The organism is Streptomyces sp. NPDC058221 (assembly GCF_042882365.1).
GTDB lineage: Bacteria > Actinomycetota > Actinomycetes > Streptomycetales > Streptomycetaceae > Streptomyces.
Window position 1 is genome coordinate 85208 of the sequence record NZ_JBHVWF010000002.1, and the last position, 20167, is coordinate 105374.

17 protein-coding genes and 3 tRNA genes are annotated in these 20167 nt (G+C 66.5%); 7 read left to right on the forward strand and 13 right to left on the reverse strand.

Annotated features, from left to right (window positions below; all coding sequences use genetic code 11):
- Position 1 precedes the first annotated feature (1 nt).
- From ACFVW8_RS01285 to ACFVW8_RS01295, 3 genes are all read right to left on the reverse strand, one after another.
- Positions 2-469 (reverse strand): hypothetical protein, encoded by a 468-nt coding sequence (locus ACFVW8_RS01285; protein WP_389685502.1) that lies wholly within the window; start codon positions 467-469, stop codon positions 2-4.
- Between the two features lie 195 nt (positions 470-664).
- Positions 665-2749: an FtsK/SpoIIIE domain-containing protein gene (locus ACFVW8_RS01290; protein ID WP_389685547.1), complete on the reverse strand. Its 2085-nt coding sequence runs from the start codon at positions 2747-2749 to the stop codon at positions 665-667.
- Between the two features lie 1658 nt (positions 2750-4407).
- Positions 4408-4740: an RRQRL motif-containing zinc-binding protein gene (locus tag ACFVW8_RS01295; protein WP_389685548.1), complete on the reverse strand. Its 333-nt coding sequence runs from the start codon at positions 4738-4740 to the stop codon at positions 4408-4410.
- Positions 4741-4891: 151 nt separating this feature from the next.
- Between ACFVW8_RS01295 and ACFVW8_RS01300 the strand changes: the two genes are divergently transcribed.
- Positions 4892-5431, forward strand: a complete 540-nt coding sequence (locus ACFVW8_RS01300; protein WP_389685503.1) for a hypothetical protein — start codon at positions 4892-4894, stop codon at positions 5429-5431.
- Positions 5432-5439: 8 nt separating this feature from the next.
- Here the strand turns inward: ACFVW8_RS01300 and ACFVW8_RS01305 are convergent, their stop codons facing one another.
- From ACFVW8_RS01305 to ACFVW8_RS01335, 7 genes are all read right to left on the reverse strand, one after another.
- The gene (locus ACFVW8_RS01305) at positions 5440-7290 is read right to left on the reverse strand and encodes a hypothetical protein (RefSeq protein WP_389685504.1); all 1851 of its coding nucleotides are present in this window, start codon (positions 7288-7290) and stop codon (positions 5440-5442) included.
- Positions 7291-7440: 150 nt separating this feature from the next.
- The gene (locus ACFVW8_RS01310) at positions 7441-7779 is read right to left on the reverse strand and encodes a helix-turn-helix domain-containing protein (protein WP_389685549.1); all 339 of its coding nucleotides are present in this window, start codon (positions 7777-7779) and stop codon (positions 7441-7443) included.
- 2 nt (positions 7780-7781) lie between these two features.
- Positions 7782-8960: a tyrosine-type recombinase/integrase gene (locus ACFVW8_RS01315; RefSeq protein ID WP_389685505.1), complete on the reverse strand. Its 1179-nt coding sequence runs from the start codon at positions 8958-8960 to the stop codon at positions 7782-7784.
- Positions 8961-9122: 162 nt separating this feature from the next.
- Positions 9123-10127 carry a DUF2637 domain-containing protein gene (locus ACFVW8_RS01320; protein ID WP_389685506.1) on the reverse strand — a complete coding sequence of 335 codons (1005 nt, stop codon included), beginning with the start codon at positions 10125-10127 and terminating at the stop codon, positions 9123-9125.
- Complete coding sequence (locus tag ACFVW8_RS01325; RefSeq protein ID WP_389685507.1) at positions 10124-10411, reverse strand: DUF6303 family protein; 288 nt, start codon at positions 10409-10411, stop codon at positions 10124-10126. Before ACFVW8_RS01325 ends, ACFVW8_RS01320 begins: the two co-directional genes overlap by 4 nt.
- Positions 10408-10716, reverse strand: a complete 309-nt coding sequence (locus tag ACFVW8_RS01330; RefSeq protein WP_389685508.1) for a hypothetical protein — start codon at positions 10714-10716, stop codon at positions 10408-10410. The genes ACFVW8_RS01325 and ACFVW8_RS01330 overlap by 4 nt, the downstream gene beginning before the upstream one ends.
- 129 nt (positions 10717-10845) lie before the next feature.
- Positions 10846-10916 (reverse strand) — tRNA-Ser (locus ACFVW8_RS01335).
- 536 nt (positions 10917-11452) lie between these two features.
- Between ACFVW8_RS01335 and ACFVW8_RS01340 the strand changes: the two genes are divergently transcribed.
- Together ACFVW8_RS01340 and ACFVW8_RS01345 are read left to right on the forward strand one after the other, a co-directional pair.
- Positions 11453-12232, forward strand: coding sequence for a GntR family transcriptional regulator (locus ACFVW8_RS01340; protein WP_389685509.1), 780 nt, complete (start codon positions 11453-11455; stop codon positions 12230-12232).
- 11 nt (positions 12233-12243) lie between these two features.
- Positions 12244-12924, forward strand: a complete 681-nt coding sequence (locus tag ACFVW8_RS01345) for a YdcF family protein (protein ID WP_389685510.1) — start codon at positions 12244-12246, stop codon at positions 12922-12924.
- A 185-nt stretch (positions 12925-13109) separates the two neighbouring features.
- Here the strand turns inward: ACFVW8_RS01345 and ACFVW8_RS01350 are convergent, their stop codons facing one another.
- Positions 13110-13703 carry an SLATT domain-containing protein gene (locus ACFVW8_RS01350; protein WP_389685511.1) on the reverse strand — a complete coding sequence of 198 codons (594 nt, stop codon included), beginning with the start codon at positions 13701-13703 and terminating at the stop codon, positions 13110-13112.
- A 117-nt stretch (positions 13704-13820) separates the two neighbouring features.
- On the opposite strand from ACFVW8_RS01350, the gene ACFVW8_RS01355 reads away from it, so the two are divergent.
- Positions 13821-16571 carry an ATP-binding protein gene (locus ACFVW8_RS01355; protein ID WP_389685512.1) on the forward strand — a complete coding sequence of 917 codons (2751 nt, stop codon included), beginning with the start codon at positions 13821-13823 and terminating at the stop codon, positions 16569-16571.
- Positions 16572-17233: 662 nt separating this feature from the next.
- On the forward strand, positions 17234-17683 hold the full coding sequence (locus tag ACFVW8_RS01360; RefSeq protein WP_389685550.1) for a DUF523 domain-containing protein: 450 nt from the start codon (positions 17234-17236) through the stop codon (positions 17681-17683).
- A gap of 37 nt (positions 17684-17720) precedes the next feature.
- On the opposite strand, the gene ACFVW8_RS01365 is transcribed toward ACFVW8_RS01360, so the two are convergent.
- Together ACFVW8_RS01365 and ACFVW8_RS01370 are read right to left on the reverse strand one after the other, a co-directional pair.
- Positions 17721-18377, reverse strand: coding sequence for an SDR family oxidoreductase (locus ACFVW8_RS01365; protein ID WP_389685513.1), 657 nt, complete (start codon positions 18375-18377; stop codon positions 17721-17723).
- Between the two features lie 36 nt (positions 18378-18413).
- Entirely contained in the window at positions 18414-19688 is a 1275-nt protein-coding gene (locus ACFVW8_RS01370) for an amidohydrolase family protein (protein ID WP_389685514.1), read from the reverse strand.
- Between the two features lie 287 nt (positions 19689-19975).
- On the opposite strand from ACFVW8_RS01370, the gene ACFVW8_RS01375 reads away from it, so the two are divergent.
- Positions 19976-20048: transfer RNA gene (locus tag ACFVW8_RS01375), tRNA-Thr, on the forward strand.
- A 45-nt stretch (positions 20049-20093) separates the two neighbouring features.
- Positions 20094-20166: transfer RNA gene (locus tag ACFVW8_RS01380), tRNA-Met, on the forward strand.
- Position 20167: the final 1 nt, after the last annotated feature.

Sequence of the window (20167 nt, forward strand, 5' to 3'; positions counted from 1 at the left end):
GTTAGTGGTGGTTGATGGTGCCGTTGGCCTTGCCGAACATCCCGGACGCGGTGATGTTCTGCGTGATGTGCGTCGTCCCCCGCCCCGTGCTGGCCGTACTGCGGCCGAGCCGGAGCAGGACCGGGACGCCGACGGCTGCGGCGGCGATGAGGGCGACGGCGGCCCAGAGGGCTTCACTCATGGCGATCAGTCCGGGGGCGGCGTAGGAGATGCCGATACCGGCGGCGGCGACGCCCCCGCCGATCGTCGGTGTGAGCAGGGCGGTGGTCTTGGCCCATGTCGGGATCGGCTGCGCGACCGGGACGGGCGGCGCGGGCGGGGCCTGCTGGGGGGTGTAGGCGAGGGTGCGGATGCCGCCGGGGAGGGTGACCATCTGGACTCCCGGGGGGATCTCGGTGGGCAGCATCGTGGGGTGTTGGGTGGGCTGCTGGGGGGTGAGGGTGGTGATCTCGTACGCGGTCTCATGCACGACGGGGCTCCTTCAGCAGCGCGTGGGGACCACCCCTGATCGTCAAGGTGTGGTCCCCGGCGGCTTGTCGTGTTGCTTGTCGTCCGGCTTGTCGTGTGCCTTGTCGCTTGTCGCCTTGTAGGTCACAAGCCGTTTCCGGCCCGCACGGACCCATCCAGGGCCCTTCTTGAACCGGTGACGACAAGCGACAGGCGGTCAGCCCTCGGCGGGGTTGTCGGGGGCGTGCTGGCGGTGGACGTAGCGGGCTTTCGTGCCGGTCCCGACGCGTACGGCGGTGCCGTCCTCGGTCCAGGTCTTGAGCCAGCCGACGACTGTCTGCCGGGTCGTGCCGTGCTCCTCGGCGAGCGCGCGGGCGATCGCAGAGGCGCCGGTGCCGTCCGGTCCGGCGGCGAGCAGCAGGGAGTGGGCGGCCTGCCGGGCGGCGTTGTCCTCGTTCTGCAGCGCCGACAGGTTCAGCCCGCCTGACGTCGGCTGCTCGGTGTTGGCGTCGGGTTGGGTGAACGTGGCGAACTCGGCATCGATCTGCTCCCGGAACTTCCGGGCCAGCGCCTCTTCCTGCGACTCCAGGCCGGTTCGCAGCGCAGACAGGTTCAGCCCGCCACCAGTTGCGGACTGCTCGTCCGCTCCGGTGGCAGGGGTGTTGGCGGTGTCCCGCATCCACGCGGTGCGCTCCGGTGCCCACCGGTTCGCGTAGGCGTCGCCACCGGCCTTGGCCGAGACGTCGTCGAGGGTGGGGTGCATGTCGGAGGTGGCGTGGACGATGTCGCGGATCTGGTTGGGCAGGATCCGCCAGTTCTTGAACAGCGCCGCCGCGGACTCCGGCGTACCCATGAACCCGGCCCCCTTGTACGGAGCCTGGTCCACACGGAGCCCACGGGCGCCGGGGAAGACCTTGCTCAAGTCCATGCCCTCCACCTCACCGCCGGTGAGGCAGACCCGCGCCTTGGCCTCGCGGCGGATCATCAGGTTTCCGAGCACGGACCCGGTGGCACCGAGTGCGGTGAGGACCGTGCGGACGCCCATGGCCCGCAGCATGCGGATCACTTCGAGGATCTTCTTCGCGAGGTCCTTCATGGACCGGTCGGTGCTGGTCAGGATCTCCGCACCCTCGTCCACGACCAGCATGATCTGCGGGATCTTCGTGCTGATGGGGAGCTGGTCGGTGTTCCGCTCGGCCATCAGGTCCTGGTAGGCGACCTTGCGGCGCATGCCGATCGCCAGGGCCGCATCGAGCATCCGTGCGGCCTCCTCGTGAGTCGAGGCGAGCCAGTCAACACCCGGCCGCACCCCCTCGACCGGGGACCCGTCGGAGTCGAACGCCGCGCGGACCCAGGGCAGGCCGGCGGACCCGGCATTCAGGTCGATCACCCAGGTCAGGACGTCGGTGGCACGGGCGAACCCAGCCAGGATGACGTGGACCATGTTCGTCTTCCCAGACCCGGTGGGGCCGACGACCAGCGCGCACTGCTCGCGCAGGAACACGCAGATCTCTTCGGCATTGGTGCGGTAACCCCACGGGATCCCGGTGTAGATCGACACCGGCGTGTAGTCCGTCGGGTAGGTGCGCTCCTCGGAAAGCACGTTGACCGTGGTCACGTCGATGAGCACCCGCCCTTGATGCACACCCTGCGAGGCGACCGCCGTGCAGCCGTGAGGCAGCCGGGCATCGGCCGACAGCGCTGCGGAGTGCTGCGCGATCCGGTCGTACGTCGTTCCGCCGGCGGGGAGTTCGGCGTCGATCGTGAACCCGGTACCGGTGGGCCAGATCTCCACCGCGAGGACCCGCAGCGTGAGGTTGCAGACCCGCTGAACCCGGTCCACCCACTCCGCAGCAATCGCCCGACGCTCCGCAGAGAGCTCCCGGGAGACCTGGTGTTCATCGGCGGCGATGGCCTCCAGCTCCCGCGCCTCCTCGTACAGGAGGGTGGAGCGGGCGGCGGCCCCGATGCCGACACCGATCGTGGCCAGGGAGCCGAGTGCGGCCCACGTGAGGGGGCCGGTGGTCATGGCCCACGTCGTCCACCCGGCGCCGACGAGCCAGGAGGCGGAGCGCATGGCGATGGTGCGGGCGGAGAGGCGTTCGCGCAGGCTGCTGATGGTGTGGCCGATCGCCCCGGCCGCGCCGACCGTGAGGACCCAGCCCGCAGGCATGGACGTAGCGGCGCCGGTGGTGGCGACTGCAAGGCATCCGGTGGTGGCGGATAGGGCGCCGGTCACGGGTCCGTGACCGGCGGCCCAGTCCCACACCGGCCCAGTGTTGGCCTGTGTGGTGGTGGTCATGTCAGACGTTCCATCCCTTCTCGGCCTCGGACCCGTTGCGCGGGTCCTCGTGGCGGGCGATGTCCTGTTCGTGGGACTGTGGGACTGGCGGAACAGCGGCCCCATGTCCTCGGCCACCGCCACGGCGCTCATGACGGCGCCGAAGATGTCGTTGAAGCCGTCCGCAACCTCCTTCTCCAGCGGGAACTCCGAGTCGGCCCGCTCGGCCAGGACCCGCATTACGTTCGCCACGCTCGTGAGCGCGGCCGGGAGCCCTTCGACCATGGCCAGGATCTCCATGGCGTTCTCGGGGTCGTACTGCTGAGCTGCGGATTCCATCTCCGCGGCGTACTCCTCGAACCGGAAACCAGACACGTTCTCTCCCTCATCCGGGGTGGTGGTGGGTGCTGCCGGCGTCAGCCCTTCGGGGCGCTCGGCCGTGTCGCTGATCTGCTCGTGGGTGTCTGCCGCTTCCTGGTCGGCGGCGGCCTCGTCTTCCTGCTGGGCGGCGTGTATGGCGTCGTCCCGCTCCTGGCGCTGTTCCTCGGCGGTGCGGGTGAGGCGGGCGTAGAGGCGGCGCCCGGGGTACTGGAGCCAGGCCAAGCCGCGCTTCCGGCCCAGCGGGGTGGAGACCATCCCGATGAGTCCGAAGGCTCCGGCAAGCAGTGCGGCGAGCAGGCGCCGTCCCTGGAACCGGACGGCGGACCGCCGCAGGGCCTTGCGGGCCTTCTTCCTGGCCGGTGCCTTCCGCACGTCGTCGCGCCGTGCGGCGACCTGTCCGGCGGTCCGCTGGTCGCGGGCCTTCCTGTTGCGCTCGATCGCCCGGCCCTTGACGGCCCCGACCTTCCCCGCGGCCTTGCTCACCGACCGGCCGACCGGCCCCTGACGGGCCATGGACGCGGACCGGGCTGCGGTCTTGGCACCCCGGCGGGCATCGGCCAGAGAGCGCCGTGCCCCGGTGGTCTCGGACCGGCGGCCCGACCGGGACGCGGGCGCCCTACGGGCCGAGTCCCGCAGAGCCTTGACCTGCCCCACAAGGCCCGCCGACTTCCCCGGGGCAGCCCCGGCGGAAGCCTTCTTGGCCGACGCCTTGCGGAGAGCGGCCGGGCTGCTCTTCGGTCGGCTCGACTTGCCAGAGCTGAGCAGCGAACCGGCAACGCCGCGGCCCGACTTTCCCCGGCCACGACCTGCGCTCTTACTAGTGCCGGCGCTCCCGCTACGGCCCTGGCCCGGCACCCGCCCGGATCCGCCGTGCCGGGAGGACCGACCAGCCGATCCCGTACCGGACCCAGAGCGCTGCGTGCGGCCGGTGGCCTTGTGGGGCTGCTTCTTGTCGCGGTGCTTGCGGGTTGCTGCTGCCGTGCCGAGAACGACGGCGCCGGTGGCCGCGACGGCCAGGGCGGCCGGGCCTCCGACGAGGGCTGCGGCGGCGAGCAGGGAGGTGGTGGCGTTGGTGCCGGTCACCGCGAGCGGGACGACCGGCCAGCCGCCCGGGGTGTGCTCCACCCCGGCATCGACTGGTGCGGGCTTGGGCTCGGGTGCCGGGGGCGGGGTGCCCGGGGTGGCCTCGGGGGCCACTACCGGGGTGAAGGTGGTGTCGGTCATGCTGAGTGCACTCCTTCACGGAGTAAGGGGCCCGGCCGGATCTGTAGCGGAGAAGAGCCGGGCCCTGCGAACTTTCAGGCGGCGCACTGTTCTTCGGGGTAGGCGCAGGTCACGCACATGCCGAGCGAGCTCGGGATGCGGTAACCGGCGTCCTGGTGGCAGTTCGGGCAGACCTGCCGGGCGGCGTTCGCCTTGGTGAGCGCCGCCCAACGGGCCGGGGTCATCGGCCGGACCGGCTTGGCCCGGGCGACGAGGTAGAGGTAGGCGACCAGTGGGCCCCGGCGCTTCCGCGGGCACTCGAGCACCGCAGCGCCGTCCTGCCCGCCCGGCCGCAGCCCCAGAGCGCGAAGCTGCCGAACCGTGGCGTAGCCGGGCGGTGCGAGACGCCACCGGTAGACCGAAACCAGTGGGTTCGCGGATTCTGAAGGTGGTCGATCAGCGAACCCGCTTGTGACTGAGGTGCGGTCGCCGGATGGAGGGTAAGTTCGGGACCGTTGGTCTGCGCCCCTGAAAGAGGCCGACGGGCTTGCCACCGCGCTGGGCCGTAGGGTCTCGTGCATGCAAGCAGATAGCTCTCTGGAACCACGTTCTCTCCTGATCAACGGCACTGTCGGCGTCGGCAAGACGTCGGTGGCTGAGAGCGTGGGCGACCTTCTCGCCGATGCCGGGATACCTCATGCCGTTATCGACCTCGACTGGCTGCGCCAGTCTTGGCCAACGCCTTCGGGAGACCGCTTCAACTTCGGCATGATGTTGCGGAACCTGCGCAGCATGGCTGGCAACTACCGTGCTGCTGGGGCTACTCGGCTGGTCCTCGCCGGTGTGATCGAGAACTTGGGCGAGCGAAGACTGTGCGGCGATGCAGTCGGCACTGAGCTTTCGGTGTGTCGACTTCAGGTCGATTTGCCTGTCAACCACCAGCGACTCATGCGGCGCCACGAGAACGAGCCCGACGCGTTGCGATGGCACCTGGCCAGAGCTAGCGAGCTGGTTAGGATCCTCGACCAAGCAGCAGTCGATGACTTCAGCGTTGACACCACGACGCGCTCGGTTGGCGAGGTCGCAGCCGATGTGATCAAGAAGGTCGGCTGGCTGTGACGCAGCTGCTATGCCTGCGTCGGATCGATGGCGAAGCGCTCGGGGTGGGCGGTGCGGACGTAGTGGATCGCGGTGTAGGAGGTGATCCCGAAGAGACGCATCAGCCTGACCGGGTCAGCGGTCTCCCGTGCTTCGTCCAGGAACCGGTCCTGTCGCAGCTGGGTGAAGTTGATGCCGACGCGGTCGCGAAGCGATGAGAAGTTGGCGATTCCCACGGACGGACGATCGACGTGCAGTGCAGTGAGAGGACTGACGATCAGATAGGGATTGGTACTCAGGGGCCACCTGCGGTGACGTTCGACCAGCCACTCCTTGACGAGTCGCAGAGCGAACTCGTCGAGGCAGATCACGTGATCGAGCCGGTTCGGCCTGCGGATCCGTAGCCGCCCTGTGGACCGGTCAAGGTCGTCGAGAAAAATTTCAGCAACTTGCTTGGGGCGAACCGCGTAGACAGCCATCAGGACCAGGGCGAGCCGGTCCTTGGCGCCGCCGGCCAGGTTGAGCAGGCCTTTGAGGCGGTCCGCCGGGATCGGCCGGGGGACTCTCACCGGGGTGGTGAGGTGCACGTTTCTGGCCGGATCGCGGAAGATGCGGCGCTCGCGTCGCAGGGCTCGAAACAGCGAGCGCAGTGAGGTGAACACCGAATAGTTCACGGCCGCCGTCTTCACTTCCTGCTCGGTCACTTCGCCCAGCGAGGCGAGATGCTCCCACGTGCCGAGGACGGACACGACGTGCAGGGTGTAGCCGCGGATCGTGTCCCAGCGCATGGGCGGGGAGGGGCGTTTGCCGCGGCCCCGGAGCACGGCCATCCAGGAGCGGAGGTCTGCCTGGAACTGGGCTGGTGCCTGGTCCACCCATCGGCGAACCGATGCCTCGTGGGTGCCGATGGTGTCCGAGTCGAGCGCCAGCATGCCCTTGGTCTGCAGGAATCCGGCGACTCGGACGGTGTTGTAGTGCGGGGAGAGGTCACCGACGCCCACGACGTCCCGTTCAGGGATCGGAGTTCCGGTGCCGAGCCAGGCCATCAGAACTCGCAGGGTGCGAAGGCTCTTCTTGCGGGTGGCGCTCGACCATGCCTGGTCGCGGGCGAGCCGGTCGAGCTCGCTGACGATCGCCTGTCCCGGTTCGCTGATCCTCAGCAGGCCAGGGTTCTGGATGGCCTTCCAGTGCCTCTCCGGTGCCGGGAAGAGTTCGAGCTGTGTGGGGTCGATCAGGTGCCGGGGCCAGTAGCGAAGCTCTGCCCGGCGCTGTTGAGCCTGCCGGTCGCGCGCGTTGTTGAGGTCGCGGCCGGTCTTGTTCACGTAGATGTCGACGTCGCCGCCGAACCACAGCTGGTCAGGGATCGGGGCATCGGCGAGCGTCTGCTCCAGCTCGACGACGCGGCAGCGACGGCAGCGTCCCAGGGAGAGAGGAAGCGTCCGGTGGCAGCGTCGGCAAGGGCCGTTCTGGCTGGAGCGTCGCCAGTTCTTGCAGGCGGAGCACAGTTTCGCGGTGGTTCCCGACCAGGACAGGCAGTGCCCGCAGCTGACGGCCGACGGTTGGGGGTGAAGTGCGAGGTGCCACTGGTTCGGGCGTCGCCGAAGCAGACCCGCGCGACGGAAGATCTCCACTATGGGTCCACGTAATTGTGGCAGTTGAGCGATGTCCTGTTCGCTCACCAGGACTTGGTCGGCCTCCCGGACGGCGAGCGCGAGGCGGGCCATGTGGAGGGCGAGCCTTTCCCAGGCGTCGCTCAGGTTCCGCTCGGCTGTCATCTGCGCGATGACGGGGGTCAGGGCGGGCAGTTCCGGGAAGTCCCGGTCCATGATCCGCTGTGCGTGATCGACCCTCAGTGCCCGCGGTGGTGACGGCCAGGACATCTGGCCGTGTACCTGTGCCGGGCAGATCCGTGGGTCGTCACGGACCAGCGGCGCCTGTGGCTCCAGCGCCAAGGGCCGCCAGTGGCCGTCCGGTATGGGCAGCTCGGGGAATCGGAAAACCCGCTGACGCCAGTGCATCGGGTCCTGGCCTCAGTTGGGCGGAAGGCCGCGCGGCCCACGGCCCGTTCCCGGGATCGGCCGGACCGCGGAACCGCGGTCCGGCCGGGCGCCGGCCACCCTGCGTTCCTCCTGCTCCCGGGAGGCGAGGTGCGGCTCGGGCTCGGCCTGCATCAGGTCCGCGACGGTGCAGTCCAGAGCCGCACAGATCTTGTCCAGATCCTCCAGCCTCACCGTCACGGGCTTCCCGCTCCACAACGCCGCGACCTTGCTCAACGAGGGAGTGAAGCCCACCTCGGCCAGAACCGCCTGCAACTGGGTCGGGCGCCAGATGTCACGTTGGGCGGCGACCATCCGCAGATTCCATTTCACCCTCATGCCTCCATGCTCAAACGTCGAACTGCCCGGCGCGCGGACTGCAGACTCGCCAGTTCGGGATCGGCCTGGACGGTCGAGAGGTAGCCGACCGTGGTACTGGCCCAGATATGGCCGAGGACCTTCTGCACGTCCCAGAGCGCCATGCCGCTCTCGTAGAGGTGCGTCGCCCTCGCGTGCCGCAGCAGATGTGGGAACAAGCAGGTCACCGGGCCTGGAAGGTAGAGACCGCCGGCAGTCTTGAGCGCTTTGCGGAACGCATCAGGACGCACCGGCATACCCACCGCGATGTTCAGGTCCGCCACCGCCCGCGGCCGCCGTTCCGAGGGGAACAGCGGCGCAGCTGGGTCCAGGGCGTCGTCGCTGAACAGACCGCGGACGTCCTCGATGTACCACCACAGCAATTCACGCCCCTCCGCGAAGAGGTAGGCCTGCCGTTCGCGCTTGCCCGACCCTCCGGCCCCTTTGCCTTGGACCACAAACCGGCCCCACTGGCCAAGCTCCCAGTGAATGTCCCCGAGACGGACCGCGCAGAGCTCGCTCGCCCGGACACCGGAGACGTAAGCGATCTTCGCCATCACGTAGTCGCGTACGGCCACCGGATACTTGCGTGCTGACGGAAGCGACGCCCGCCACTTCGAGAAGCACTCGGCCAGTGCTCGCTGCGAGGGAGGAATCCGCAGTCCGAAGTCCCCGCGATGAACCGGCCTGTTGAACGTGTCGACCGGTGACTCCACCCTCGCGCCGAAGCGGCGTGCGATCTCCCCTGCGTATCGCTGTTCCAGGAACGCGAAGTAGCTGTCGAGCTTGGTGAGCTTGCTCCGTACCGTCGAACGGGCCCGGCGTCCCGGCCCGGTGTAGAACCGGTCCACATGGCGCGGAATGAGCCGCCACGGCACCAGGTCGTAAAAGGAACACAGCTCCAGCACCGGCCTGACCAGGTTCTCCAAGGTGCTGGGAGCAAGACCGGCGACATCGCGGGCCCACAGATACTCCGACACGGTTTCCAGATAGAAGCCCTGTTCATCGACGGCATCGCTCAGTGCGGCAGCCCGCCGCTGGAGTATCTGGACATCGGCCAGACCGCGGTCCTCGGTCTCGACCGTGCCCTGTGCGTCACCGTCCTCTGCCTGCCCAGTCAGCAGCTTCAGACGGCGGTGACTTCCCGAATCCTGCATGGCATCGCAAGTTACTGGCCGTACTCGTGGAATCTGCCAGTTACTGCGAATACCTCACACGTACGGATGAAGCCCGGTAGAAGGCCTCCCACCTCCCCACTTGCACTCTTCTCAGCAGGCACATCGCGAAGGAACCCGCGTGAACTCCAATTGGCAACGCGCTCACTGGTGCGCGCCTTCAAGCGCTCGGGTGGCCGAGTCGTCGCGCAGTTCCTGGTAGCGGCTGGAGATCCAGCCGACAGACCAGCCGGTCAACTCGGCAGCGGCCCGCACCGACAGCTCGGCTTCGAACGCGGCGCGGGCAGTTGCCCGGGCCAGCTCTTCGGGCTGCTTCTCCGTCGCGGGGCCGGCCGCCAGGAGCGCGGCACGTTCACGCGTGGCCCGCTCCTGCCGCTGGGCCTCTTCACGTCGTGCACGCTCCTCACGCTCCAAGCGCTCAGCCGTACGGCGCTGAGCGGCCACTTGTTCGAGGCGTTCACGCTCTACCTGCTGCTGTTCACGCTCGCGTTCACGGCGTTCACGGGCCTCCCGCTCAGCACACTCCCGAGCCTCGGTCCGCTCGCCCTCCTCACGCCGTGCGGCCTCTTCCCGCGCCGCCTGTTCACGGAGCAGCCGGGCCTCGTGCTCGCGCTGTTCACGCGCCTCCGCCGCAGCGTGCTCGCGCGCCTCCCGCTCGTGCCGCTCGGCGGCCTCCCGGCGGGCGGTGGCGGCCTCTTCCCACTCGCGCTGCTCGGCCTTCTGCCGGGCCTCATGGGCGGCCTGGGCGGTGTTAATGGCCCGCCGGTAGGCGAGCCCGGTCTCCGCCGTGACGATCAGCAGCAGCGGAGCCACCGCGTGCACGGCCACTCCCACCAGGTCCTTCTTCAACGCGGAGTCGGCCACGTTCAGGGCCAGGGTCATGGACCCGGTCATCCAACGCAGCACCACCGGCCACCGGCCCCCATGCCCGCCCAAGCGGGCGAGCACCGAGTCGAGACGGACCACAATCACGACCGCGGCGTCCACCACCAGAGGCAGGATCGGAGCCGTCCACCGCCACTGCTCGGCGGTGTGCGCAGCCATCAGCGGAGTGACGGTGAGGATAGAGAAGAGCATTGCGCCACCGACGATCAACCACGTTCCGGCGGACAAGGCGCGCTCCGCTGAACGAATCTGAACACTGTTCACGACACGTCCCCGTCCCGTGAACACACCTGGGCCGAAGCCAGCAACCGCACCGGCGACGTGCCGTCATCCGGCCTCTCGCTGTACTCCGTCCACTCCCACTCAGCGCCCACGGTGAACACGAACCCGAGAGCGGCGAGTGCCCGTGAACGCTCGGCCGGCGTCGGCACGACGGGCCCGCGGCCAAAGTCGTGCTCCGGCCACTGGGACACCGGAACGCCCATCAGCGCCACGTACAGGCCCCAAGAACCAGTCCGGACGGACAACTGCGCGGTGTGCTCGCTCATGCGGCCACCGCCGAACCCGGAACCGTGCGCCGCTTGGCCGGGCGGCGACCCGTACGGCGCGGGCGCCGGCCGTTCGCCTGCGTCTTCAGGGGCAGCGTCCGCAGCAGGCTCGCGGCGTAGGCCGCGGTCTCCGGGTCGCTCTCCCACAGGTCCGAGAGGACCTCCTGGGCGACGTCCAGCCGCGCGGCCCGCTCCATCGCGGACTCCGTGGCCGAGCCGGTGAACAGCTCCAAGTCGATGCCCAGAGCCAGCTCAATGAACTCGGTCGCGGTAACAGGCTCGCGACCAGCAGCGATGTGCTTCATGGGTCGTTTTCTCCTCGCAGTGAGACGGCCTGAAAGCGGCCCCGGTGTTTGCCCACCGGGGCCGCGCGCCGTTCAGGGATGGGCTGCCACGTCATGTGGCCGGCCCGGCCGCCAGGACCTGGCGGCGAGTGCCCCGGGCCGGATTCGATCCAGCGGCCTCACGCCGTGATCCGGGGCGGTGCATGCTCAGCGACCGGAGCCGCCGGAGGAACGGCGGTTGGCTTCGCTGACCTTCTTGGACAGTTCGTCGCGTTCCTGCTCTGTCAGACTGCTAATCACAGGTGCCTCCTACACAGGTGCCTGTTCGCGGCACCCCGGTTGCCCCCGGGGTGCCGCTCCTGGTTCCGGACCATCCGGCTCCCCTCAGCCCCGCCCGTACAGCCCAGGAATGGGGCCGGACGGGCGGAGGAGGCAACCGGCCGCAGCGGTCATGGGCGCTGCGAAGTGGTCGAGTGACGCGGTCGAGCGCGCGGGACGAGGCCCCGCGCTGCCGCCTGCTTGGGGCGCAGGAGAGCCGGCGATCCTTGGCACACTGTTCAGTTCTCAATGAACGGCCGCTTCCTTTGGACCCGTTTCACGGAGCCCTCCGGGCGGTGCGAGCAGGCACGCAGAAGAGACCCCCAAGCCTTGTAGTCCCGGGACTGCTTGACCGCTAGTGAGACAATGCACCCACAGTCCCAGGACTGTCAGCAGTCCTGGGACTGTGTTTGACTGGGCGAGTAGAGAGGAGGCTGGAATGGCACCGAAATGGCGAGAGCTCGCCGACACACTGGCTGCTCGGATCAGGTCGGGCGAGTACGCCCCTGGCCAGCAGCTGCCGCACATCAGGGAGCTCGTCGAGGCCGGCGAGGGCTCAAAGTCCACGGTTCACGCGGCCTACAAGGCGCTGGAGGCCGAAGGGCTGGTTGCGTCATCGCGGGGGCACGGAACGGTCGTGCGTCAGCAGACACCGCTGAAGCGGCTCGGCGTCGCCCGGTACGACAAGGCGAAGTGGCGCGACGGCGACCAGGTGGCGTTCATTGCTGACAGGGTTGCCACTGGCCGGGCCTACCGCCGGGGAGATCAGACGCAGACGGTCTCCCTCGTCGAAGCCCCGCCGGCTGTAGCGGAGGCGCACGGCCTACCGGTCGGTGCGGATGTCTACGCACGAGCCCGGCTGGTGAAGGAGGGCGACCAGCCCACACACACCTTGACCAGCTACTACAGGCCCGAGCACGTCGAGGGCACGCGCATCGTCGACCCCACACCGGGTCCCGCCGGCCGCGGCGGGGGTTTCCGTGTCCTGTACGACGCGGGTTACGAGATCGACCACATGAAGGAGCAACTCTTCGCGCGCGTACCCACGTCGGACGAGGCGAAGCTCCTGCAGCTGGCGGCCGGCGAATGGGTAGTCGAGCTGCACAGGACCACGTTCACGGCCGACGACACGGTGGTCGAGTTCGCGATCGGTGTTCACGCGGCGTCCCGCTTCGCGTGGGAGTACGACTTCAAGGTGCCCGATTCGACACAGGGCTGAAAGGCAGAACGGTGATCACGACAGAATCATGGGCAGATGCACATCGTCTGTGGGATTACCACCAGATGCAGCACGAGCTGCGGCCGTGCTCTGTGGCGGTCGGTTTGGGTAGCCACGACCTTGGCGTGGCTGATGCCGCGGTCAAGCTATACAAACGCGGCCTAGTGCCGCTCATCGTCTTCACTGGGGCTACCAGTCGCACCACCCAGGAGCGGATGCCGCGCGGCGAGGCGGTCCACTACCGCGAAAGGGCCTTGGAACTCGGCGTCCCGAGCGTCGACGTGCTAGTTGAACCGAACGCTCGAAACACCGGAGAAAACATCCGCTTCTCCCGGGCTCTTCTTGAGGAGTCGGGTACGAATGTCTCGTCAGTCCTGCTCGTCAGCAAACCGTACGAAGAGCGGCGTGCTTATGCGACAGCGCGCAAACTGTGGCCTGCGGTCGAGATCGTGAGTGCGTCCACGCTGATGACGTTCGACGACTACGTCGAGTCGATCGGAGATGCTCGCCTGGTGATCGACATGCTTGTTGGTGCACTTCAGCGTCTGTTGATCTACCCGGACCAGGGGTTCATGATCAGCCAGTCGGTGCCAACGGATGTAACGGCAGCGTACGAGCGACTGCGCAGCGCAGGCTTTACGAGTCGGCTCGTACCGGACGGTGAGGGGCACGGCATTAAGGAGTCGTCCTGATTCCAGCGCGGTGGAACTTCCTCTACCTCATCAAGCACCCGGCTCCGCTTGGCTGGGCGGGCTTCCGGCTGCGCCGACGCCCACCCAGACGTGGGCGCGGAAGCATAAGATCAGAAGGTCCATGGTCGCTTCCAACACGACCATAGAACGCGACATTGCGAACATCATGCGCCCAGACTGAAACTTCACTGAGAAAGCGATGAATGCAACTCGGAGAGGTTATCTGAAAAATCTGAAGACCAAGATGACGTTTCCAGTTCGATCAGCTCGGCCACATCATTCGAAAACGGCAGGATAATGTCCTCGATTGCCTTGAGGGTGTCAGCACTGGACGCGTCGGGATTGCTCGCTTGCCAAAGGGTCCATTCTATTTGATATTTTATTATGCTCTTCGATAGAGAGCTTGCAGTGGCCATATAGCGGGTCCAGGATGCAGAAAATCCGAACGCACGATCCAGCAGCATCGCTCCACCGCCGAGTGCTAGCGCAACGTAGCCAGATTCTGATCTGACGCCCCCATCAGTGAGCAATGACACCACTGGCAGAACCGCGCCGATTGTGACAGCGCCAATCGCGATGATCCTTAGGATTTTCGATGCCCGCGACTTTGCTTGTTTCTCGACAAGGTACCAGTCATGCGCTTTCAATGCCTCCGACTCGACCCAGCGAAAAAGTCCATTCGTCGATTCGGAAGCCTCGCTGGAACTCCACGCAAATCGCGGCACAATGCCCTTCGCGAGATCTGATTCATCGGTCTTCTTGATGCTTTCTGACGCCACTCTTTCCCACCCCTTGTGCAGCCAGACATCCCTCTGAGTGACCCTGGAACCCCCAGCCACCTGCGATTATCTCAGTTCCGCTAGTGGCTGAACCGCCCAGGCGGCATACTACCGCACATGACCCAGGCGAGCACAAGTAGAAGCAGCCTCTACCGGCGTTCCTTTGGCCCAGAAGCATTCAACGACCACGATGGCACTAAAATACGTTTCTTGCGAGCCTTGGAAGATATGCGAGAGCGCGCATTCACGCTCTCCAACGAGACAGCACGCGACTTGCCTGAACTTACGCAGCACGACGGTTCTCATATGACCGCCTTGTGGGAAGTGGCTGACCTGATCGCGGGTCCAGAGATCACATTGAACCCAGCCGAGGCATTCGTCCTGGGTGCATCCATACTTGTCCACGACTTGGCCATGTCTAATGCGGCCTACCACGTCTCCGGAGCAGCCATACGAGAGCGTCGAGAGTGGCCAGATGCATTGGCTCATGAGCTCAGGAAGGAATACAACAGGTCCCCATACACCTCTGAGCTGGCATCACCCCCAGCGGACATTGCGCAAAGAGCCGAAAAAGTATTGCTTAGGTCTCTACATGCGGAATTGGCCGAGCAGTTGCCTCTAGGGTCGTGGAAAGCATTGGACTCAAGCATTGTTAATTTGATCGTGGATCCAGAGCTGAGAAGTGCTTACGGGCGGCTCATTGGTCAAGTTGCTGCAAGCCATCACTGGAATCACGACGAGCTCGTGACACGGCTGGCTTCGCCCGTGGGGGCGCCTGGATTTGCGCCCGTTGAGTGGAAAGTAGACACCCTGCTTATTGCTTGTTTGCTTAGGACTGCAGACTCAGCTCATCTAGATTCAACACGAGCACCCGACCTGCTTGCAGCGGTGCGAAATCTTCCAACGTCGTCGAAAGAGCACTGGATATTTCAGAGTAGATTTCAGCGGCCATATCTGAATAACGGGCGGCTAGTTTTCACTGCTCCGGATGGATTTTCCCAGGAAGAAATTGGAGCATGGTGGCTCGGGTACGACGCTCTTCGAGTAGTTGACAATGAGCTCAGAAGCACAGACAGCATTCTGTCTGAGAACGGCAGGAGTGTCTTTGCGGCTCGTGGAGTAGCGAACGTTGAGTCGCCGAAAGAGCTGAGCCAGATGGTTCTTTGTCGGGGCTGGGCTCCGGTTGCTGCCCAAGTACATGTTGGCGATGTGGCAGGTCTAGTGCGGCGCCTCGGCGGAGCGGAGCTATACGGACAAGACTGGAGTATCGGGTTGCGTGAACTGATAACGAATGCCAGCGATGCAACCAAAGCCAGAATGGCTCTCTCATCATACAAGGGCGGTCATCAGTTCCTTGGTCGAGTATCCGTCATCCTTAAGGAGGATGGATCGTCTTATTGGCTATCGTGCACTGATAACGGCATTGGAATGAGTCCGGCTGTCCTTGGAGGCAAACTCCTGGATTTCGGCACGTCATCATGGCTTAGTCAAGAAGTGGTCAGGGAAAATCCCGGCCTGCTGGCAAGCAGCTTTGAACCCACTGGAAGGTTCGGCATCGGCTTCTTTTCGGTCTTTATGATGGGGAAAAGGGTTCGCGTTACGTCTCGCGCAATCGCGGGTGGTCCAGCAGACACTTGGGTACTTGAATTTGGTGAGGGTATCGAAGGTCGGCCAATCATACGTCGTGCGACTCATGCTGAGCAATTGGACGAGCCAGGTACGGAAGTGAGTGTATGTCTTGAGGAGCCGCTGGTCCAGAAGATTGATGGCAAGCCTGCCCTACGGATTCGAGATCTTAGGATGGCGAAGACCATATTTAGCGGTTACCTGTCACTGAGTGACCTCGTCCGGTACCTGATTCCCGCGCCAGAGGTAGATGTTTGGGTATCCGATGGAGCCGATCCACGAAGAATAATGGAAAAAGATGACTGGATGACCCTTGATGGCAAGGACTTTCTTATGAGGGTTTTTGGGGTTCCCCTGGAACTGCCAGATCAAGGCTATGAGGAATACGAAGAGGAATACGAAGAGGAAGAGGAAGAAGAAGAGGAAGAGACAGAGGGGCGAATCAAAGATTACAGAATTAGCCCGTTCGAGGAAGCTCGAAAAATTGCCAGAGAAGTAGCCAACGAGTTGTCATTCGTGGATGACGAGAATGGTGTGCACGTCGGTAGAATAGCTCTTCTTGACCCGCATACCCTGTCCGAGTCGTACATGATGAATGAAACGTGTCTCATAACAGCAGGACCCACTCGAACGCGTAGTACGCAGGAGTCGATAGCAGGACTCCTAATCGGCAAGCCGGCGCGGGCAGCGAGAGACGCGGCGCGTCCTCTGGCAGCCCGTGAGCAGTACACGGCTTGGGCCGACCTGCAGGTGGGTAACCTTTCTGCCCGCGACGATGCATACGGTGAATGGTGCGCGAATGCGGCTGAGACGCTATGTGCATTCGGTGCGGATGTCCGTCCACTACGTATATGGCGTGTTGAAAATGATTGGGTTGACTGGGCCAGCCTGGTTCAATGGATCAGTCAACGGAAGAAGTTTCGGGCCGTTGACTACTCACAGTCTAGTACCTTTCTCGGGGACAAGGAGGTTCAGTTGGATGGGGTAGAAAATGTGGTCTACTACGTCAACGAGCGAAGTAGTCGAGGTTCCTTTAGTCGCTATTGGTCAGAGGATTTGAGCATGGAGAGGACGCTTATTGACGAGCTTTATGAGGCAATCGAGAATGCTTGGGAAGTGGAGATTCCATTTGTGTCTCCGAGGAAAGAGCGAAAATTTTACAGAAATGGCATAGTCGGGCTGTTTCGTGGTGAAAAAGTATATGGCTCCGGGCTGCAATTCCAGCGGTCCGCTTTGGGGTAGTGCGTATATCCTATCTGGGCTCTCCCAGTCATCCTTGGCGGACGAGATCAACCGCCGTGTCTGGTTTTGAGTCTTGACCTGCGATAGGGAGGCGTGCAGACGCGGTTGTTCGTTTTGTGATTCCATAGTCCTGGCCTCGCCGAGATTAATTCACCACGACCCAGGGGCTTAACGGGTGGTCTGGGCGGCCGCCCGCTTTTAACGGTGGCAAAGTTGGACTCGCTGACATCCGCGCCTGGCATTAACGGCAGCAGACAGCGGCGGTCGCCATCGTTCACCGGAGCCACCCGCCAGGCTGAGCGAAGCCCACTGCGGGAGCCCAGAGGTGGTCTTGGAGCCCCTACCCAGGGGCACCTGGCGACGCAGAAGACTCAGGTGGGAAGGGGTTGGCGGAGCCTTCTGCGGGGCTGTCGCTTCGACTTTGACCGGCGGGTGCACGGGGTTACATCAAGCGCGCGGGCTGGGTCGTTAAGCCGCGCGGGGCGCCAGTGGGGCAGGGGGCCAGGCCGAGCGGGAAATCGCAGCTCAGAGGCGGTGGCCTGCGCGGACTGTAAATCTGCCGGCTCAGCCTACCCAGGTTCGAACCCTGGCGCCGCCACAAAGCAAGGCCCTCGTCCTCGGACGGGGGCCTTCTCTGTTGTGCCGTGGTGAGAGGCGTGAACATGGAACCCGTGCTGGTCAGTGCCTGTCTTCAAGGGGTTCCCTGCCGATTCGACGGCAGGGGCAAGGCCTCGCCCGAGATGGCGGCCGCCATCGGTGACCGCCGGCCCGTCGCCTTCTGCCCCGAGGTCGCCGCGGGGCTGCCCACGCCCCGTCGCCCCGCGGAGATCGTCGGGGGCGACGGGCACGACGTCCTGGACGGCCGCGCACGCGTCGTGGACGACGCCGGGCACGATGTGACCGAAGCCTTCCTGGACGGTGCGCAGCGGGCGCTGGAGGCGGCACGGAGGACCGGCTGCGCCGAGGCGCTGCTGATGCCCCGCAGCCCTTCGTGCGGGCGCGGCACGGTCCATGACGGTACGTTCGCCGGCCGGCTGCGCGCGGGCGACGGCGTCACCGCGGCCCTGCTGGAGCGGCACGGCATCACCGTACGGCCGGCACCCGGCGGCTGACCGGGACGGCGGGCGCACCGCCGTCCCGGTCAGTGCGTCAGTTCCCCGCGATGTCCTTCACCGCGACCATCACCGGCACGCTGCCCGAGATGAGCTCCAGCGTCAGTCCCGCGGTCGCCGGGGTGTCCAGCAGTTCCAGGAGCGCGGCCGCCACGTCGTCGCGCGGCACCGGGCCGCGGCCGGTCGACGCGGCGAGCAGCACCTCGCCGGTGCCCGCGTCGTTGGTCAGCATGCCGGGGCGCAGGATCGTCCAGTCGAGCGCCGTGCGGGAGCGCACATAGGCGTCCGCCGCACCCTTGGCCCGCAGGTACGCATCGAACACCTCGTCGCCGGGGTGGTCGGGGTCTGCGCCCATGGACGAGACCACGACGTAGCGCCGCACCCCCGCCCGTTCCGCCGCGTCCGCGAAGAGCACCGCGGCGCCCCGGTCCACCGTGTCCTTGCGGCCCGTGCCGCTGTCGGGGCCCGCTCCGGCCGCGAAGACCACCGCGTCGGCACCGCGCAGCACCTCCGCGGTCTCCTCCACGGTGGCCGATTCGAGATCCAGGACCACCGGCTCGGCGCCGACGGCCCGGAGGTCGTCACTCTGTTCGGGATTGCGGATGATGCCTGCCGCTTCATCCCCGCGTGCAGCGAGCAGCCGCTCCAGCCGCAGCGCGATCTGACCGTGTCCACCTGCGATGACAATGCGCATGGTCACGACCGTACGCCGGAGCGCGCCGCGGCGCGCTCAAGGCCCGCCGCCGACACCGGTTTCCGGCCGCCCCTGGCGGGGGAGACCCTGTCCGCCGTCCGTATCCGAGTCGCAGTACTCGCGTACCGCGCTGGTCCGGGCGACCACCCGGCCGCGGTGCACCACGATCCGGCTGTAGGCCAGTGAGAGCACCCCCGTGAGCTGCTCGCCGCGCACGGCGAGCAGCTCGGCCGGGAAGCCCGCCTCGATCCGCACCTCCGGCAGCCCCATGGCGAGCCTGGCCTCCGCGGACACCGCCTCGTAGGCCTGCTCGGCCCGCAGCCCGTTCTGCGAGGCCAGCAGGAAGGCGGCCTCCAGCGGGTCGCCGCGTCCCACCGGGTTGGCGAGGTCCCGCAGCGCCCCGCTGCCCGCCGCGACCCGTACCCCGGCCGCCCGCAGCAGTCGTACCGGAGCGGTGCCCCGGCGCTCCGCTCCGCAGCAGCCGCCCTGGGGCAGGCAGATCACCGTCACCCCGGATGCGGCGAGCTGGTCGGCCGCGCGGCCGGCGGCGGCGCCGCCGAGCAGCGAAAGGCCCGCCAGGGGGCCGATGGCGACCCCTTGGCGCAGCCCGCCTGCCATGGCGGCGAACCGGGCCAGCCGCGCCGGGTCGTCACCGTCCGTGTGCAGGTCGACGGGGCAGCCGTGTTCGGCGGCGATCTCCAGGACCGCTTCCGCGTAGCCCGTGGGGTCGGGATCCAGGTCGGGGCAACCGCCGACCGCACCGGCCCCCATCTTCACCGCGTCGCGCAGCATGGCCAGGCCGTCGGCGCCCGCGACGCCGGTGAGCAGCCGGGGGACGGCTACCGGGGTCAGATCGGCGAGTCCGCGCAGCGAGCGGCGTGCCTGCAGGACGGCCTCCAGGGCGGCGAGGCCCTGTACGTCCCCGATCCGTACGTGCGAGCGCAGCGCCGTGGCGCCGTGGCCGACCTGCAGCAACGCGGCCTCGGTGGCGCGCCGCTGGACGTCCTCGGGGCGCTGTGACGCCGGTCCGGGGAGGCCGGGTCCGGCGCCGTCGGCGGTGAGCGCGGTGTCGCTGTGGGCGTGCGGCTCGGCCGGCGCGGGGAGCAGGAGGTGGCCGCGCAGATCGATACGGGTGCCGGGTGCGACGAGGCTGCCCGCGGTGCCGACGGCCTCGATGCGGCCGTTGCCGAGCCGTACGTCCACGATGCGGCCGTCGGTGAGACGGGCGCCGCGGAGCGTCAGCGCGGAACTCTGGCCGTTCGCCGCGTCGGCGGCGTGGTCTTCTGGCGGCCGCGGCCGGCTGTCGGGCATCGCGCTCCAGGGAAGGGGACAGGGTCACGCAGAGTGAGTCGAGCCTAGAGGTGTGATGTGTCAGGTTCGAGGAGGAGCTGAATAGTCGTACCGGTGCCGTCCGGAGGGGCACGCCGACCCTTCGGGAGTGCCGGACGAGAGGCGGGCGGGCCGCCGCCGAACCGCTGATCAAGTGCCGGACGAGCGGCAGATCGAGGGTCCGTGGCGGGGTCGATCAAGGGCTCGGGATGGGGCTTCGAAACGGATTTGGGCGATCGGCGACCGACCGTGTAATGTCTTCATCGCTCGCCCCAATAGCTCAGTCGGTAGAGCGTCTCCATGGTAAGGAGAAGGTCTGCGGTTCGATTCCGCATTGGGGCTCTGGTGATCGGGAAACCCCGCTTCGGCGGGGAGACTCGTCATCAAAGCGGTGTAGCTCAGTCGGTAGAGCAAGCGGCTCATAATCGCTGTGTCACCGGTTCAAGTCCGGTCACCGCTAC

What these genes read in the sequence shown, in the direction of transcription:
- ACFVW8_RS01290 (WP_389685547.1), bottom strand. Translation starts at nt 2,749, where the DNA reads ATGACCACCACCACACAGGCCAACACTGGGCCGGTGTGGGACTGGGCC.
- ACFVW8_RS01300 (WP_389685503.1), top strand. Translation starts at nt 4,892, where the DNA reads ATGCAAGCAGATAGCTCTCTGGAACCACGTTCTCTCCTGATCAACGGC.
- ACFVW8_RS01305 (WP_389685504.1), bottom strand. Translation starts at nt 7,290, where the DNA reads ATGTCCTGGCCGTCACCACCGCGGGCACTGAGGGTCGATCACGCACAG.
- ACFVW8_RS01315 (WP_389685505.1), bottom strand. Translation starts at nt 8,960, where the DNA reads ATGCAGGATTCGGGAAGTCACCGCCGTCTGAAGCTGCTGACTGGGCAG.
- ACFVW8_RS01325 (WP_389685507.1), bottom strand. Translation starts at nt 10,411, where the DNA reads ATGAGCGAGCACACCGCGCAGTTGTCCGTCCGGACTGGTTCTTGGGGC.
- ACFVW8_RS01330 (WP_389685508.1), bottom strand. Translation starts at nt 10,716, where the DNA reads ATGAAGCACATCGCTGCTGGTCGCGAGCCTGTTACCGCGACCGAGTTC.
- ACFVW8_RS01340 (WP_389685509.1), top strand. Translation starts at nt 11,453, where the DNA reads ATGGCACCGAAATGGCGAGAGCTCGCCGACACACTGGCTGCTCGGATC.
- ACFVW8_RS01355 (WP_389685512.1), top strand. Translation starts at nt 13,821, where the DNA reads ATGACCCAGGCGAGCACAAGTAGAAGCAGCCTCTACCGGCGTTCCTTT.
- ACFVW8_RS01360 (WP_389685550.1), top strand. Translation starts at nt 17,234, where the DNA reads ATGGAACCCGTGCTGGTCAGTGCCTGTCTTCAAGGGGTTCCCTGCCGA.
- ACFVW8_RS01365 (WP_389685513.1), bottom strand. Translation starts at nt 18,377, where the DNA reads ATGCGCATTGTCATCGCAGGTGGACACGGTCAGATCGCGCTGCGGCTG.
- ACFVW8_RS01370 (WP_389685514.1), bottom strand. Translation starts at nt 19,688, where the DNA reads ATGCCCGACAGCCGGCCGCGGCCGCCAGAAGACCACGCCGCCGACGCG.